This window comes from Burkholderia diffusa (assembly GCF_001718315.1).
In the GTDB taxonomy this organism is placed as follows: domain Bacteria; phylum Pseudomonadota; class Gammaproteobacteria; order Burkholderiales; family Burkholderiaceae; genus Burkholderia; species Burkholderia diffusa_B.
Genome location: NZ_CP013364.1, coordinates 756,111 through 771,626, shown reverse-complemented (window position 1 = coordinate 771,626; position 15,516 = coordinate 756,111). Strand labels below are relative to the sequence as shown.

General features: G+C 66.4%; 12 protein-coding genes. 3 read left to right on the top strand and 9 right to left on the bottom strand.

Annotated elements, in window-relative coordinates:
* Positions 1 to 49: 49 nt before the first annotated feature.
* The 7 genes from WI26_RS30065 to parS all read right to left on the bottom strand — a co-directional run bounded on the left by WI26_RS30065 (position 50) and on the right by parS (position 9,956).
* Positions 50 to 3,520, bottom strand: a complete 3,471-nt coding sequence (locus WI26_RS30065) for an ATP-binding protein (protein WP_069228245.1) — start codon at positions 3,518 to 3,520, stop codon at positions 50 to 52.
* A 3-nt stretch (positions 3,521 to 3,523) separates the two neighbouring features.
* A complete protein-coding gene (locus WI26_RS30060) occupies positions 3,524 to 4,774 on the bottom strand; it encodes a metallophosphoesterase family protein (protein WP_059536505.1) in 1,251 nt (416 codons plus the stop codon).
* A 562-nt stretch (positions 4,775 to 5,336) separates the two neighbouring features.
* Entirely contained in the window at positions 5,337 to 5,876 is a 540-nt protein-coding gene (locus tag WI26_RS30055; RefSeq protein WP_069228244.1) for a hypothetical protein, read from the bottom strand.
* A 247-nt stretch (positions 5,877 to 6,123) separates the two neighbouring features.
* Complete coding sequence (locus WI26_RS30050; RefSeq protein ID WP_059595702.1) at positions 6,124 to 6,468, bottom strand: hypothetical protein; 345 nt, start codon at positions 6,466 to 6,468, stop codon at positions 6,124 to 6,126.
* 171 nt (positions 6,469 to 6,639) lie between these two features.
* The gene (locus tag WI26_RS30045; RefSeq protein ID WP_069228243.1) at positions 6,640 to 8,631 is read right to left on the bottom strand and encodes a gamma-glutamyltransferase family protein; all 1,992 of its coding nucleotides are present in this window, start codon (positions 8,629 to 8,631) and stop codon (positions 6,640 to 6,642) included.
* Positions 8,632 to 9,024: 393 nt separating this feature from the next.
* Positions 9,025 to 9,504, bottom strand: a complete 480-nt coding sequence (locus WI26_RS30040) for an RES family NAD+ phosphorylase (protein ID WP_060323144.1) — start codon at positions 9,502 to 9,504, stop codon at positions 9,025 to 9,027.
* Positions 9,501 to 9,956, bottom strand: coding sequence for an antitoxin Xre/MbcA/ParS toxin-binding domain-containing protein (gene parS, locus WI26_RS30035; RefSeq protein ID WP_059509341.1), 456 nt, complete (start codon positions 9,954 to 9,956; stop codon positions 9,501 to 9,503). The genes WI26_RS30040 and parS overlap by 4 nt, the downstream gene beginning before the upstream one ends.
* A gap of 378 nt (positions 9,957 to 10,334) precedes the next feature.
* On the opposite strand from parS, the gene WI26_RS30030 reads away from it, so the two are divergent.
* Both WI26_RS30030 and WI26_RS30025 read left to right on the top strand, forming a co-directional pair.
* On the top strand, positions 10,335 to 10,646 hold the full coding sequence (locus WI26_RS30030; RefSeq protein ID WP_069228242.1) for a DUF4148 domain-containing protein: 312 nt from the start codon (positions 10,335 to 10,337) through the stop codon (positions 10,644 to 10,646).
* Positions 10,647 to 10,953: 307 nt separating this feature from the next.
* Positions 10,954 to 11,667 carry a dienelactone hydrolase family protein gene (locus WI26_RS30025; protein WP_069228241.1) on the top strand — a complete coding sequence of 238 codons (714 nt, stop codon included), beginning with the start codon at positions 10,954 to 10,956 and terminating at the stop codon, positions 11,665 to 11,667.
* 317 nt (positions 11,668 to 11,984) lie between these two features.
* On the opposite strand, the gene WI26_RS30020 is transcribed toward WI26_RS30025, so the two are convergent.
* Positions 11,985 to 12,926: a LysR family transcriptional regulator gene (locus tag WI26_RS30020; protein ID WP_059509373.1), complete on the bottom strand. Its 942-nt coding sequence runs from the start codon at positions 12,924 to 12,926 to the stop codon at positions 11,985 to 11,987.
* 223 nt (positions 12,927 to 13,149) lie between these two features.
* Positions 13,150 to 14,439 carry an adenylosuccinate synthase gene (locus tag WI26_RS30015; RefSeq protein ID WP_069228240.1) on the bottom strand — a complete coding sequence of 430 codons (1,290 nt, stop codon included), beginning with the start codon at positions 14,437 to 14,439 and terminating at the stop codon, positions 13,150 to 13,152.
* 140 nt (positions 14,440 to 14,579) lie between these two features.
* On the opposite strand from WI26_RS30015, the gene gcvA reads away from it, so the two are divergent.
* Entirely contained in the window at positions 14,580 to 15,482 is a 903-nt protein-coding gene (gcvA, locus tag WI26_RS30010; RefSeq protein ID WP_069228239.1) for a transcriptional regulator GcvA, read from the top strand.
* Positions 15,483 to 15,516 lie beyond the last annotated feature (34 nt).

Below are 15,516 nucleotides of genomic sequence, written 5' to 3'. Positions count from 1 at the left end.
CTGTACGCGATGACCATTCCCACATATCGGAACTTCGGGCCGTCCGGCGTCATGCGCCGGCCGCCTCGCGCTGCAGCCCGACCACGTTGACCTGCGCGCCGAACACGTCGCGCACAAGCGGCAGCAGGTGATCGTGGTGCGTCAGGAACAACACCTGGGTCCGCGTCGACAGATCGCGCAGCGCCTCGAGTCCCGCCTTCGCGCGCGCATCGTCGAAATTGATGAACAGATCGTCGGCAACGAACGGCAGCGCGGTCCTGCTGGCGAGCTGCAGCTCGAGTGCCGCGATTCGCAGTGCGAGGAACAACTGATCGCGCGTCCCTTCGCTCAGGCCGGCGACCTCGACCGACGTGCCCTTCGTGCGACGCGCGTACAACGCGGGCGGCGTTCGCTCAGTGTCGACGGTCAGCCGCGCGAATTCGCCGAGCGTCAGCCCCGCGAAAATCTCGCCCGCGCGGCGCAGCATCGGCCCCTGCTTCTGATCGCGATAGCGATCGGTCGCCCACTTCAGCAGGCGGCTCGCGGTCGCTGCCTCCAGATACTGTTCGGCCGCATCGCCCATTGCCGCCAGCGCTTCCTGCCGCTTCGCCTCGGCCACGGCTGCGTTCGCCTGACCGTCGATCGCGCCGAACGCCTGCTGGGCGACGACCTGTTGCTGCGCGAGTGCGTTCAGACGTTTGCCGACGTCGTCGAGCGATTGCTTCACCGCTTCGAGGTGCGCGGGCACGTCGGCGATGTTCTGTTCGGCGACCTCGGCCTCGATGGCCGGCTGGGACAACCCGTCGCCGTCGCGCACCAGCGCCTCCTTCGCGGCGTCGATGGCCTGCCGGAGCTGGCGCTGCCGATCCGATCGCTCGGCCAGCGGCAGCGCAGCGTCGATCGACGCGACGCCGGCCAGTTGCAGCAACGGCTGAATGCGTGCGTCCGCGCCCGCCACCGCGGCGGCCGCATCAGCGACCTTGCCGTCGGCCTGACGCACCGCGTCGTCGGCACGAGCGATCGCGCGAGCGGCTTCCCGTGCGGCCGCCACGCGCATCGTCAACCGGCGCGCGACCTCCAGCCAGTCGCCGCTCGCCAGCCATTCGGGTTCGAGCGCCTCGGCCAGCCGCCGTGCTCCGGCCTCGAGCGCAGCCAGCTCGGCACGAATCGCGGCAATCCGGTTGCGCGGCGCATCGGCGTCGGCCAGTTCGTCGGTCACCGCGTTCGCGAGCCCGAGCGCCCCTTCCGCCGCAGCCAGCGTCACCGCGTTCGCGGGCAGCTTCGCGTCGGCGAGCGCGTCCCGCCATTGCGCTTGCCACGCATCGTAGACGGCCTGGGCCTGGCCGGCGCGCGAACGGGCCGTCGCGCATCCGCGTTCGGCTTCGCGCGCGCGGTCCTCGAGGCTGTCCTTCTGCGCAAGCGTCTTCTCCGCCGACTGCACGAACGTCTCGGCCATCGCGATGAGTGCCGCCAACCCATCGGCGTCGCCACCGCGCGAGACCAGGCGCAGCGCAGAACGCAACGCGGCTTCCGCGCCGGCGCGGGCATCGCGGATCGTCGCTAATTCGCGGCGCAGGCGGTCAAGTTCGGACTGCACGGCAAACACCGCATCGCGCTTCGCAAGCCAGTCGCCCATCGCCGCCAGCGGCATGCCGGGTACACCGGCCGTCGTCGCCAGTTCGGACCACGCGTCGCGATGCACGGCGAGCTCGCGTTCGCGCTCGTCCATGACCGCCTGCCGGCGCATCAACACGGCACGCGCGGATTCGACCTGTTGACGCAGTGATTGCAGCGTCGCCGCCGCTTGCGTGGCGCCGAGCTGTGCGTCGACGAGTTCGTCGGCGAGGCGAATCGCATCGTCGACGGCCTGCGCGCCCGTTGCCAGATCGACCGTGCCGTTGCGAATGTCGCCCCACGCGCCGTCGCGACGCGCGCGCGCCGCCAGCACCTCCGCGGTCGTAACGACCTTGTGGGTCTCCGCGAAATGCTTCTCCTGCAGTTCGAGCCGCTCGTATTCCTCCTGCGCGCCGTCCCGTGCATCGCGTGCGGCGGCCGCCGCACTCGCGCGCTCGCTTGCTTCGTTGAGCAGCGCACCGAGCCGCGCGGCCGAGGGTACGTCGAGCACACGCAGCGCGTCGACCGGCTTGCGCCACTGGCCGAGCGCATCGAGCGCGTCGGCGAGCGTGCGCTCGGCAGCGGCAATGTCGCGCTCGAGCATCAGTTCGCGCTGGCCGCTGCCGCGAAAGCCCTGCGCATCGGCGAGCGCGGCACGAAGCACTTCCGGCACATCGACGGTAGACAGACGCGCCAGCTGTTCCTGCGCCTGTGCGAGTTCCTGAGTGCGTTCGTCGAGCGATTCACGCGCGCCGGCCAGCGCCTGATGCAGCGCGCCATGATCGCGCAACAGGTTCGCGACCGTCTTCAGCGACAGCGCGGTCGGCAATGCAGCGCGCAGCGACGCCTCGTCGGTGGGCCAGCCGAGCTGCGCTGCGGCGGAAGCCGCGGCGGACAGATGTCGCTCCACATCCGCGCCGAGCAACAGCAGATCCTGAGCATGATTCATGCATGCACTGCGTAACCGGTCGAGCGCCTCGATGTCGCCTTCGAGCGCCAACGCTTCGGTATCCGGATCGATCGCATCGCGTGCCTGCCGTTTCGCGAGCAAGTCGGCACGTCGCTCCTCGAGTACCTTCTGTTCCGCCGCGAGATCGCCTTGCGCTTTCAGCAAGTCGGCATACGCGGTCGGCGGAAGCTCGACGACTGTGCCCAGTTCGGCAAGTGCGGCTTCCTTGATCGTCAGTTCCTTCAGGTAGGGCGCCAACCGCCGCACACGCTCGAGCTTCGAGCGCAGCGCTTCGAGGCGGCGTTGCTCCACACGCGCGTGCCCGATCTCCTGCTCGACCGCGTCGCGCGCCTCCTTGCGATCGACCCAGTCGCGTGTACGCACCTGGACGGCCTTCAGTTCGCCCACCGCTTCGTTGAACGACGTCTCGGCCTGCGCGAACGCGCTGCCGCTGCGTCGCGGCGCCCACAGCTCGCCCGCGCGCGCTTCGAGCTCCTCGCGCACGGGCCCGAGCGTGCCGACACCCGCCGCCGATTCGAACAGCACCTGGCCGAGCTTGTCGGACGCGTCGAGAATGCTCCGGCCGCCATCGACGAGCCGCCCATGATCGAGCCCGAACATCTGCTCGAAGAACTCGCGCGTCGCGCCGTCGAGCACGGCCGTGAGGTAGTCGTCCGGCAGCTTGTCGTCGGCGGGCGTACGCAACGGACTGCGCCCGCGGGCGCGATGAAATGCGAGCGCGCCGGTGCTCCCCTCGAGCACGCCGCCGATCCGCAGGTCGGGCGTCGCATGCAGGAAGTCGAGCGGCGTTTGCAGTTTCATCCCGAACAGCAGTTCCGACACGGCCGTCCGGATCGTCGACTTGCCTGCCTCGTTGGGCCCCACGATCACATGGAAATCGTGTCCGGCCGACGGAAAGCGCAGCGTCTCGTCGGTGAACTTGCCGTACTTGATCAGATCGAGCTGGCTGATGCGCATCGCTTATTCCCCCCTCGCCAGCCGCGCGAGCAACGCGGGACCGACCTGCTCGACCAGCGCCGTGAGTTCGCCAGCGCGCGCCATCGTCAGCAGCGGCACCTCTTCCTTCACGTCGCTGCGCACCTTGCCGACGAACGGCTTCAGGTCGCGTTCGAGCAGCGCGAGAAAATCCGGATCGTGCGCGGCGTCGGCCAGGATCTGCTTCAGATCCTCCAGCGCCTCGAGTTGCTCGCTCTCGCCGTGTGGCTGCTCAGCCGCGGACGTCGCGAGACGGACCTTCTCCAGCCACAGCCGTTCGTTGCCGATGATGCCGATCTGGTTCAGCACCTCGGCGCGCAATTGCGGCGCACGGCCGAAGAAGAGTCCGTGCGCAGGCGTGCGCCCCGTGACCGTCACGCGCACCGCTCGCGGCACGTGACCGTCGACGCTCAACAGCGCTTCCAGCGACTGGCCGATTTTTCTCGACAGGTCGGCGACCGTGAGGCAATCGGCCGCGTCGACCGACAAGGCTTCCCAGCGCAGCACGTCGAGGTACAGGCGCTCGACCTGCGTGTGCCCCTGCTCGACCGTCACGAGCACCGCGCCGCGGCGGCCCGTCTCGCGGATATGGCGACCCTGCAGGTTGCCGGGAAACACCACGGTCGATGGTCCCGACCATTGCTGGAACTCGTGCACGTGGCCGAGCGCCCAGTAGTCGTAGCCCTTCGCGTGCAGTTCCGCCAGCGTGCACGGCGCATAGTTCGCATGCGCTGCATAGCCTTCTAGCGCGGTGTGCAGTACGCCGATGTTGTAATGGCCCGGCACCGGATCCGGATAGCCGATCGCGAGATTGTCGACAACGGCCTTGTCCTTGAAACTCTGCCCGTGCAGCGCGACGTCGAATTCCGGCAACAGATGGGTTTCCGGCTTGCGATGGCCGAACACGGTGACGTTGTCGGGCAAGGTCAACTTCTTCGTCATCTCGCTTTCGGCATCGTGATTGCCGCCGAGCACGAATGCGCGAATGCCGGCCTTGCGCAGGCGGCCCATTTGCTGACCGAAAAAAATGCCGGTGTTGTGGTCCTTCCAGTCGCCGTCGTACAGGTCGCCGGCGATCACGAGGAACGCGACCTCCTCTTCGATCGCCCGATCCACGAGCTGTCGCAGTGCCTCGCGCGATGCGTTGCGCAACTGCGAGGCCGGTGCGTCGGGATACGCGCTCAGGCCGTGCAACGGGCTATCAAGATGAATGTCTGCCGCGTGGATGAACTTCACGAAGATTCCTCTGTTTCAGGACGAAGGGACGATGTCGACAAGCATTGTGCGCTGTCGAGCGGCGCAACGCGGCCGCGAGGTACGAACCGGAACATCGCCGTTGCATCGCGACGATGAAACATCGTCCGGCCGATGATGCCACCCTCGCCAGCGGGTCGGGATGGTACCTGAAACCGGGCCTCGGGAATGCGCGCGACCCGGTGCTCTCGATCTGCGCGTTATCGCGCAGCCGCGACGAATATGCGACTCGAAACACGGGAATCGCGATGCCTCGGAATATTATCGGATCACACCGGGCAAACTGGGGCGACACGTTGAAATCGTCTGTCGTCACGATGCCGATCGGACATGCTTGCCCGAATGGACCTGCGCTGCCCGAGGGCGGGCCGGCGACCGGGAGTCGCGCTATTCAAGCGTGGCGGGCAAGCAACGGCAGAGGGCGTGCGGACCGCCTGTTGCGATCCACGGCACACCAACGCGACCACCACGATGCGCGGCGGGCCCAATGAAAAAAGCCCGGCCCGCATCGAAGCGGGCCGGGCCTTGGCAGACTGCGTGTCGCTTACAGCGCGCCGCCTTGTGCCGACGCCGAACCCTTCACGCCGACCGATGCGCCGCCCTGCACCGCGTTCGTCGCGCCCTCGAGCGCTTCGCCGGCCTTTGCCTTCGCGCCACCGGCGACATCACCGGCCGTCGACACCGCGCCCTGCGCGCGGCTCTTTGCGGAGTTCGCGACATGCTTCACGTGCGACTTCGTCGCGTGCACGGCCGATGCTGCGGCATCCTTCGCCGAGCCGGCGGCCGAGCCGACTGCCTGCGTTGCGCCACCGACCGCGTTGCCCGCTGCCGAGCCGACGCCGCCCACCGTCTTGCCCACGCCGTTCAGCGCACCGCCGACGAGGTTGCCTGCGCCCGAACCCGAGCCCGCTGCATTCGCGCCTGCACCTGCCTGCACGCCCACGCCACCGCCGAGCAGCGGCGTCTGGACTTGTGCACCGACGCCGGCGGAGCCTTGTGCGCCCGTCTGTGCCGTTTGTGCGAAAGCAGCCGATGCGATTGCCGTCAGCGCGGCACCAAGCAGAATCGTGCGAATCTTGTTCATGGTCATTCTCCCCAAAGACGTTGTTGCTGCGAGCCGCCTTCGTGCGGCTGGTCGCATGCCTCGCCGCGACGTGCGGCAGGTGGAGCTAATGTAGCCGCGCCAACGTCCAAAACCATCGAATTGCAGGGACTGTTACTTCAGTTGCAAATGCTGACGATTGACTCACACTGTTTGACAATCATCGCGCGCGGCGCGTGATTGGCGTCGCTCGATGACATGCATCGGCGCACCGGGCACGAAGTATCGGCTAGCACGGAAAGCGGCCATTCCTGTAGGCATCCCAAAGAACGCGGGTCGGCCAGCCGTCGGTGCAGCCAGACAACCGGCTTCTCGCGATCAGCTCGATGTCGTCGGACACGCATGCCGCGATGTCGGCATTCCCCGATGCCCGGAACGCCAGCCTGAACGCCTTTTCCCTGAGTGCGTCCACTGCCGCCTTATCGAGCGCGGCCCCCGGATCGCCGTCGATTTCGTCGAATGCCGTCATCCAGCAGATGTCGAACGGCTCCGCTTCGCGGCTGGTCAGCGCGCGATCGCAATCGACGTCGCCGAGGAAATCGAAAAATCCCGGCCCCGACAGGATGGCGTCCATTTCAAGCAGATGCGCGTTCGTCACGGCGGCCCCTTGCCACGATGCGTGGCCGTTCTGTTCGTCGATCGTTGCGATCACGAGTCGCTTCATGGTTCATGTCGGTCACGCGCAGCGCTGTATCCGCCGCGATCGACAGACCCGAGCCGCACGTCATACTCGGATGCCGCCCGCTCACGGCCTGAACGTGTCACCCAGCACGGCACCTTCGCGCCGCGGATCGGTACCGCCCTGCAGCGCGGGCGACTGGCCGACCGTCACGCGCATCACGGTGTTGATACCGCTCGCCTGCGCGGACGTCGATACCTTGTGCCCGAGCGCGACGAGCCCCGCGATCAGCGGATCGTTCGCGCCGTTGTTCGACGCATCGACGTTCGGATGCTCGCCGCCGACGTTCGTCGTCGGGCTGTTGCTCGCGCCGAAGTCGACAAGCCCCGCCGACTGCTGCGCATCGAGCCGCCAGTCGAGCGCGCCGATGAGCGTCTTCACCACGTATTGCGGAATCGTCCCGCCGCCCGGCGAACCGGTGGCCATCACGAAATCGCCACGCGAGCCGTCCGCGGCCCTGCCGAACACAATTGTCGGCGCCATCGAGCTGCGCGGCCGCTTGCCCGGCTGCACGCGGTTCGCCACCGGGTTGCCGGCGCTGTCGACCGGGTTCGCCGAGAAATCGGTCAGCTGGTTGTTCAGCAGAAAACCGTGGGTCATATGGAACGAGCCCATGCTCGACTCGACGGTCGTCGTCGCGCTCAGCACGTTGCCATCGCCATCGACGATCGTGAACTGGTTGGTGCCGTGCTCGATCAGCGTCGTGTCGACGCCGAGCGGCACCGCGCCGAGATTGCCGGGCTGCGCGGTGCCCATGCTGCGGCTCGTGTCGATCAATGCGGCACGCGACTTCAGGTATGGCTTGTTCAGCAACGTGTCCCACGTGCCACCTGGCAGCGGCACGAAATCCGTATCGGCCACGTACTTGTCGCGATCGGCATACGCGAGGCGCTCGGCTTCGGTGATCAGATGCACGCCGGCGACGGTCGGCTTGCCGCCTTCGAGATCGATCGCCGTCGGCTTCAGCGGCGTCAGGTCGAAGTTCTCGAGAATGCCGAGCGCCGACGCGACCGCGATACCGCCCGACGACGGCGGCGGCATCCCGCATACCCAATAGTTCCGATAGGTCGTGCACACGGGTTCGCGGCGCTTCGCCTGGTACGCGGCCAGATCGGCGATGGTCGTCTTGCCGGGCGTGATCGTCGAGCCGTCGGCGCCCCGCGTCGTCGCGATCTTCGCGACGATGTCCTGTGCGATCTGCCCGGTGTACAGCACATTCGCGCCGGACTGCGCCATCAGCGTCAGCGTATGCGCGTAAGCCGGGTTCTTCAGCACGGTGCCGAGCGTCTTCGGCGTGCCGTCGGCGTTCAGGAAATACGCGGCGGCCTCGGGGTCGCGCTTCAGGTTCGCCGCATTCAACGCGATGGCATCGGCCAGCCGGCCACCGATCGGAAAGCCGTTGGTCGCGAGCGTGATCGCGTCGCCGAACAACCCCTGCCACTGCAGCTTGCCGTGATCCTGCTGCAACGCCTCGATGAGCCGCGGCACGCCGATCGTGCCGATCGAACGCCCGCTTGCGCGCGCGTTCGGTTGAGGTGCCGACTGGTCGGTCTGGTCGTCGACATAGCGCAGGTAGTTCCCGGTTGCCGCGGCCGGCGCCGTTTCCCGTCCGTCGTATGCCTGCAACGTCTTGCCGCGCGCATCGTAGTAGAGCAGCACGCCGCCCGAACCGAGCCCGGTCGCCTCGGGCACCGTCAAGCCGAGCACGGCCTGCACGGCGACTGCCGCGTCGGCGGCCGTACCGCCCCGCTTCAGCACCGCGCAGCCGGCCGCACTGGCATAAGCGTTCGAGGTCGCCACCAGGTACGTCTTCGCATAGACGGGTTTCATGCCTGTGCGATAACCCGACGAGGCTTCCGGCAGCGACGGATCGCCCGGCTGGTTCGAGCCCACGACGACCGTCGAGCCACTGCTGTCGATCGCGAGGCAGCTCGCGTCGGATACAGGCGACGACGTGGCGACTGTGTTGTTTTCGATGTCGTCACTGCCGCACGCCGTCATCAGGACGGCTGCGACGAATGCGAACGCGTATGCGGGGACAATCGCGGTTCTGCTCATTTTCTCTCGAGATTCTTGTAGGCCGTTGCGATGCTCGCCATGCTGCCTGCCTCCCTCGACGGGCAGGCAGCCCGATCGATAGTCCCACGAACGGATTTTTTTGCGCAAGAACGGAATGGGGTGGCGTGACCAGCACGTCGTGCATGCAACGTCGTCGAACCGCTCGCGATCGGCTTTCACGCAATCGACCTGGGTCCGCGCGTGCTGCGCAACACCGCAACGCCTATGCGCGCCGCCAGTTGGCCGACATCCGCATGCCGATATCGGCGCAATGCGTGGCGTCGCCAGCTCATGAACGGTTACGCAAATCCGGCGGACGCTGGCGCCCGATGCGGGTGCAGACCGCGCGCGCATGCTGATCGGTGTTGTGCACGCATCCGCGTGCGGCCAGTCCTATTCGCGCTCGTTCGACTGGACCAGCCGCAGAATCCGGCTGTCGTACGGCGACTGAATGACTTCCGCGATGCGGATGTCGGATGCGGCAGGATGCAGCGGATTCAACAGGAAGTTGTGCGCGTGCGGCACGACGACGCTCGGGACGCGCAGCAAGGCACTCGGCTGTGTGTGCAGCCACTCGGTGCCGGCGCTGCGGGTCCAGTCGACGTTCTCTCGCCAGTCGGCCGGCGCATCGCCATCCGCGATCTCGGCAACGTCCACCGATTCAGGCACCTCGATGCGAAGCAACTGGTATCCGCTCGGCAATTGCGCAACGGTGGCGATTTCGAAGTGAACGAGCGTCTCGAGCAGTGCAAGCGCCGGATGCTCGGCGAGATAGACGACGGGCTGCCCGGCAAAATGCCAGCGCCCACCGGCCCGCAATCCGCCGACGCCTTTCAGGTCCGCGTAATTGCTGATCCGCCACAGCGTCGTCAAGCGAAGTACCCCTCGTCGATCTGCGTGAGGGCTTCTTCGACGAGTCGCGCGCCATGCTCGGTACTCGACATGTCGAGCGACGTGCGTCCGCCGAAGCGCTGGAGCCCGTTGCGCAGCCACGCCATCGCCTTGTCCTGGTCGCCGAACGTGGCCGTCGCCTGCGCGACGATGCGTGCCAGCCGGATCGCCTTGTCGGACTCCTCCGGCGACAGGCGCTCGTGCGCCTGGCGACGATGGCTCAGTGTGCGTCGGGGGATGATGAACGCGAGTTCGTCCGACTTCAGGCCGCGTTCTGACAGCCGATCGATCACCGCAACGTCGACACGCGCGCTCGCCAGCTCGGCGAGATCGGCCCCCGAGCGCACGCGAATCGCGAGCAGCTGCTCGAGGATCGTGAACTCGGCCTGACGCGGGTGTGCGGCGCCCGACGGATGGAATGCGATCGTGCTCATGGATCTTCTCCGGCAATTTGCCCAATTATTATAGGCGTTTTGCCGACGCCAGGTGAACTCCGTAGTTGCCCTTCCCGATGGCGGGTGGCTGCGTGTGTCGGCGAAACCGGCTGTCCTGCCTCGCAGCCCGCGCCGTCACGCGTGACGACATGAAGTTGTCACGTAACAATTTTTCTCACGAATAGCGCCAACTGCAACCCGTGACCACCACATCAGCCATGCCAATAATCATCAGACGAAATCCTCTTAATCGTTTACCCAGTTGCAATAATCATTCGCTGGAACGCGTATTTCCGACTGGTATCGCGATCGCTACGATGCAATCAACCGCTCAACGCAACACGCGAAGCGCGAAATCGACGAAAACCGGAGGTCACCATGAAATCGTTCATCCACGCAGTCGCCGCTGCCGCTGCCCTGTCCGCATCTCTTGGCGCATTCGCTCAGGCGAATCCGTCGGACCAACTGACGCGCGCTCAAGTCCGCGCCGAACTCGTCCAGCTCGAACAGGCCGGGTACAAGCCGGAAGTGTCCGACGCCCACTATCCGAATGCGCTGCAGACCGCGCAGGCACGCGTGACGAACGGCGACTCGACGGGTTACGGCACGCAGGCCGCAGCCGGCGTGCGTACCGGCCGCGCAATCGCGGTCAAGCAGAACGCTCGCGACTCGGTCTATTTCGGTCAATAAGGCCGCCAAACGCGGCGCAACACGCGATACGCCCGCTATCGACGAAACACCCCGCTCCCGTTCATCGGGGCGGGGTGTTTCGCTTTCGGTACACACGACATGCGCGCTGCACGAAGCCCGACCGATGCGTGGGGGCGGTTCGGCCAACGCGACGTTCACGCGGACCGCCGGCGTTTGCGCATAGAATGGCCGCGTGGTCGGCGCCGGCCGAAGCGAGCACGAGCGAAGCCTCGACTCACCGGGCATACCGCACTCGCTGGCCGACCCGATGCCGCACTCATCGCATTTTTCGAAAAGGAGCGGTTTCATGTCTCAAACATCCGGTTCCATGATCACGTTTCGCCGTCCGGACGGCCAGGAACTGCAGGGCTACCTCGCCACGCCGGAAAAGACCGAGGGTGCGCCCGCGGTCGTCGTCATTCAGGAATGGTGGGGCCTGAATGACCAGATCCGCGGCGTTGCCGACCGTCTCGCGCGCTGCGGCTACTTCGCGCTCGTGCCCGACCTGTATCGCGGCAAGGCGACGGTGGAGGAGGAAGAAGCGCACCACCTGATGACAGGCCTCGATTTCGGCGACGCGGCATCACAGGACATTCCCGGCGCGGTGCAATACCTGAAGACACACGCGTCGCGCGTGGCAATCACCGGCTTCTGCATGGGCGGCGCTCTCACGCTGCTGTCCCTGCAGTTCGCCGATGCGGACGCCGGCGTCACCTGGTACGGCTTCCCCCCGCTCGACTACCTCGATCCTTCAAAGATCAAGGTGCCGCTGATGGGACACTGGGGCACGCAGGATGCGTTCTTCGCAATCGACCAGGTCGATGCGCTGGACAAGAAGCTGACCGACGCAAAGGTCGACATCGAATTCCACCGCTATCTCGCGCATCACGCGTTCGCGAACGAAACGGCCGTCGGCCCGGGCCGCATCGGCGGCACGCAGTTCGATCCGGTGTGGTCGCAGATCGCGTGGGATCGCACGCTCACGTTCTTCGGACGCACGCTCTGGGACAAGCAGCAGTAATATCGCAGCGACCCCCCACCGCTGCCCGGCAGCGATGCATGAAGCGAAACGCCACGGACTTGCAGCCGTGGCGTTGTCGTTTTGCGGAATGAATTCGTGATGCGGCCGTCTCGCGCGTCACGGGTTCGACACCAAAGCGCGCACGAGGGAATGGGAGTGCCACGGGCAGCTCTGGAATACCCCCAGTCTCGAAAACTCCGCTGCACCCTCGTCATCAACTTCGGTGTGCAAAATATCTGGCATGGCCAAACGTCGATTCACGGGCTACGTTGCGAGTGCCGAGTCATTCGGCCCGGCATTCGTTGTCCGGCCTTCGCTCAGGGCTCGCAGGAGCCGCGCAGCGCCGCCTCGTCGGCGGACAGCATTTCAGGCACGCATTCACGCAGGAAATCCACGAACGTGCGGATCTTTGCGTCGAGGTACTGGCGCGATGCGTACAGCGTGTAGACCGTCAGCTTCTGCAGCCGGTACTCGGGCAACACGCGAACCAGCGCACCGCTCGCCAGGGCGGGCACCGCGGTCGACATCGGCAATGAGCCGATTCCGAGGCCGGCGCGCAATGCGGCGCCGAGCGCATCGGCGATATTGACCTGAAAATCCGGCAGTGGCAGTTCGAAGGTCTCGCGACCGTCGGGGCCGTCGAGATGCCACCGGTCGCGTGGAAAGATCGGCGTGACGATCTGAAGGCACGCATGCGATTCGAGATCGCGCACGGTGCGCGGCGTGCCGCGCGCCTTCAGGTATGCCGGGGACGCACACAGCACGCTATGCACATCGCCGAGCCGCTGCGACACCAGCCCCGAGTCCGGCAGCTCCGTCGTGCTCAGTTGCAGCGACACGTCGTAGCCTTCGTCGATGATGTCGGGTACATGCTGCGACAGCGTGAGCTCGACGGCTACCGACGGATAGCGTTCCCGGTATCGCACCACCGCAGGCACCAGGTAGGCCTGGCCAAAACTGGTCGTCGCATGCACATGCAGGCGACCCGACGGCTTCGCCTGCGCGTCGGCCGCCTCGGCTTCCGCTTCGTCGATATAGCCGAGGATGCGCTGGCAGCGGTCGAGATAGCGCTGTCCAGCATCGGTTAATGCGATGCGGCGCGTGCTCCGGTTGAGGAGACGGGTGCGCAGGTGCGTTTCGAGTTGCGCGACCGAACGCGATGCGTAGGCGGTGGTGATGTCCAGGCGCTGGGCCGCGCTCGTGAAGCTGCCCTCCTCCGCCACCCGGACGAAAATGCGCATCATCTGTAACGTGTCCATCGACATGTCCCCGGGATTGAAATCGCCTTGCAGCGGCGCCCGCCCCGGCACGTTCCGGTCTGGCGCGAATTGTGCGGAACAGTACCGCAGCGGTGCAGGCATGTCCAGTTTGCCGTACGCCACATCGGCGAGCGATCGCCCATTGCGATACCCCATGCCGAAGGACGACCGGCTCCGAACCGACGCGGTCTGCCGGACACTCATCGCGCGTGCCGCGTCGCACTCAGAACGGGTCGAAGGGGTTGCTCAGCACAATCGTGTCGTCGCGCTCGGCGCCGGTCGTGATCATCGACACGGGCACACCCGCGATCGCTTCGATACGCGCGATGAAATCCTGAGCGTCGCGCGGCAACGCCGCGCGCTCGCGTACCCCCTTCACGGTGCCGTCCCACCCGCCGAACGTTTCGTAGACGGGCGTTGCGCGCGCCTGCGCATCGAGGCTCGCGGGCAGATGCTCGACGCGTGCGCCGTCAAGGTCGTAGCCAACGCACAGCGCGATCGACCTGACACCGTCGAGCACGTCGAGCTTGGTAAGCGCGAGAGAATCGATGCCGGAGATCCGGACTGCCTGCCGCAACTGCGCGGCATCGAGCCATCCGCAGCGGCGCGGCCGACCCGTGTTGACGCCGAACTCCTGCCCGCGTGCGCGCAGCGTTTCGCCAGTGGCGTCGGTCAGTTCGGTGAGGAACGGTCCGCCGCCGACGCGCGTCGCGTACGCCTTCGTCACGCCCAGCACGTGGCCGAGTTTCGACGCGCCGAGGCCCGTGCCGGCCGCCGCGGCCGACGCAACGGTGCCCGACGACGTAACGAACGGATAAGTGCCCCAGTCGATATCGAGCATCACGGCCTGCGAGCCCTCGAACAGAATGCGCTCGCCGCGGTCGTTCGCGTCGTTGAGGTCAGCCCATACGGGACGCACGAACGGCAAAATCTTCGGTGCGATGTCGAGCAGCATTGCCAGCATCGCATCGCGCGAGCACGGCTCGAGCCCCAGGCCGCGGAACCATGCATTGTGATGATCGACCAGCACATCGAGCTTGTCGGCAAGCTGGCCCGGCTCCGCCAGATCGGCGACCCGCAACCCGCGGCGCCCGACCTTGTCCTCGTAAGCTGGCCCGATCCCGCGCAGCGTGGTGCCGATGGGTTCGCGACGCAGACGCTCCTGCGCCCGGTCGATCGCACGGTGAATCGGCAGGACCAGCGTGGCATTCTCGGCGATCGACAGATTATCCGGCGTCACCGACAACCCGAGCTCGGCCATCCGCCCGATCTCGGCCAGCAACGCTTCCGGATCGAGCGCCACGCCGTTGCCGATCACGCCACGCTTGCCACGCACGATGCCGCTCGGCAGCAGTGCGAGCTTGTACGTCTTGTCGCCGACGACCAGCGTATGGCCCGCGTTGTGGCCGCCGTTGTAGCGTGCGACGAGATCGGCCTGCGCCGCCAGCCAGTCCACGACGCGCCCCTTGCCTTCGTCACCCCATTGGGCGCCCACCACCACCACGTTCGGCATGCTCCATCCTCCATGTGAGAAATTCAGACATCTATTTCGGCCGCGTCGGCCGTTTGTGTGCCATATTGGCGGAGCAGGATCACCCGATCAAACGATTAAAACTGAGTGCTCGCGTGAGTAAATTTCACGCGAAGTGATGCATGGCCCGACGACTCCCTCCGTTGAATTCGCTGCGCGCGTTCGAAGCCGCGGCCCGCCTCGGCAGTTTCACGCTCGCCGCCGACGAGCTGTGCGTCACGCATGGCGCGATCAGCCGGCATGTTCAGCAACTGGAAGCATGGCTCGGCCGAGCGCTGTTCGAGCGGCACAACCGGCGCGTCGAACTGACCGATGCCGGCCGCCTGTACCTCGCCGAGGTCGGTGCATCGTTCGACCGAATCGCGCTCGCCACCGCGCAGCATTTCGGCCAGGGGCAGCAGCGCGTGCTGCGCGTCAGCGCCCCCGCGACGTTTTCGCTGCGCTGGCTCGTGCCGAAGCTGTCGTCGTTCCAGGTTGCGCATCCGGCAATCGAGGTGCGGCTGTCGACATCGAACGACCCGATCGAGAAGTTGCGCGACAAAGTCGACCTGATCGTCCGCGGCGGCCCGCAGGCAATCGATGGATATGTTGCGGAGGAATTCTTGTCGGAAATCCGGCTGCCCGTATGCGCGCCGAAGCTGCTCGAGGGCCGGCCGTTGCGTACGCCGGCCGATCTCGCCGGCTTCACGCTGCTGCATGCGGCCACCTATCCCGGCATGTGGCCCGAGTGGCTCACGGCTGCGGGGCATGCGAACCTGGTACCGCAGCATTCGCTCACGCTCGAACATTTCTATCTGACGCTGCAAGGCGCGCTGGACGGCCTCGGCGTCGCGATGGGGCCGATCGCGCTCGTCGCGGACGACATCGCCGAAGGCCGGCTCGTGCAGCCGTTCAGCGAACCGGCATTGCCGCCGTGGCGCTATTTCACTTACGTGGCGGCTGCGCGCGCGGAAGACGAGGCCGTGCGGGCATTCAAGGACTGGCTGAAAGCGACGGGGAACGCTGCGGCGGACGGGCGGCGCTGACCGAATCGGGAGGTCGGCGACCAGGTCGTTGCAC

Bases quoted from the DNA above. Each gene is read 5' to 3' on its own strand.
- WI26_RS30025 (WP_069228241.1), top strand. From the start codon at position 10,954: ATGTCTCAAACATCCGGTTCCATGATCACGTTTCGCCGTCCGGACGGC.
- WI26_RS30045 (WP_069228243.1), bottom strand. From the start codon at position 8,631: ATGAGCAGAACCGCGATTGTCCCCGCATACGCGTTCGCATTCGTCGCA.
- WI26_RS30020 (WP_059509373.1), bottom strand. From the start codon at position 12,926: ATGGACACGTTACAGATGATGCGCATTTTCGTCCGGGTGGCGGAGGAG.
- WI26_RS30055 (WP_069228244.1), bottom strand. From the start codon at position 5,876: ATGAACAAGATTCGCACGATTCTGCTTGGTGCCGCGCTGACGGCAATC.
- gcvA (WP_069228239.1), top strand. From the start codon at position 14,580: ATGGCCCGACGACTCCCTCCGTTGAATTCGCTGCGCGCGTTCGAAGCC.
- WI26_RS30065 (WP_069228245.1), bottom strand. From the start codon at position 3,520: ATGCGCATCAGCCAGCTCGATCTGATCAAGTACGGCAAGTTCACCGAC.
- WI26_RS30030 (WP_069228242.1), top strand. From the start codon at position 10,335: ATGAAATCGTTCATCCACGCAGTCGCCGCTGCCGCTGCCCTGTCCGCA.
- WI26_RS30015 (WP_069228240.1), bottom strand. From the start codon at position 14,439: ATGCCGAACGTGGTGGTGGTGGGCGCCCAATGGGGTGACGAAGGCAAG.
- parS (WP_059509341.1), bottom strand. From the start codon at position 9,956: ATGAGCACGATCGCATTCCATCCGTCGGGCGCCGCACACCCGCGTCAG.
- WI26_RS30050 (WP_059595702.1), bottom strand. From the start codon at position 6,468: ATGGACGCCATCCTGTCGGGGCCGGGATTTTTCGATTTCCTCGGCGAC.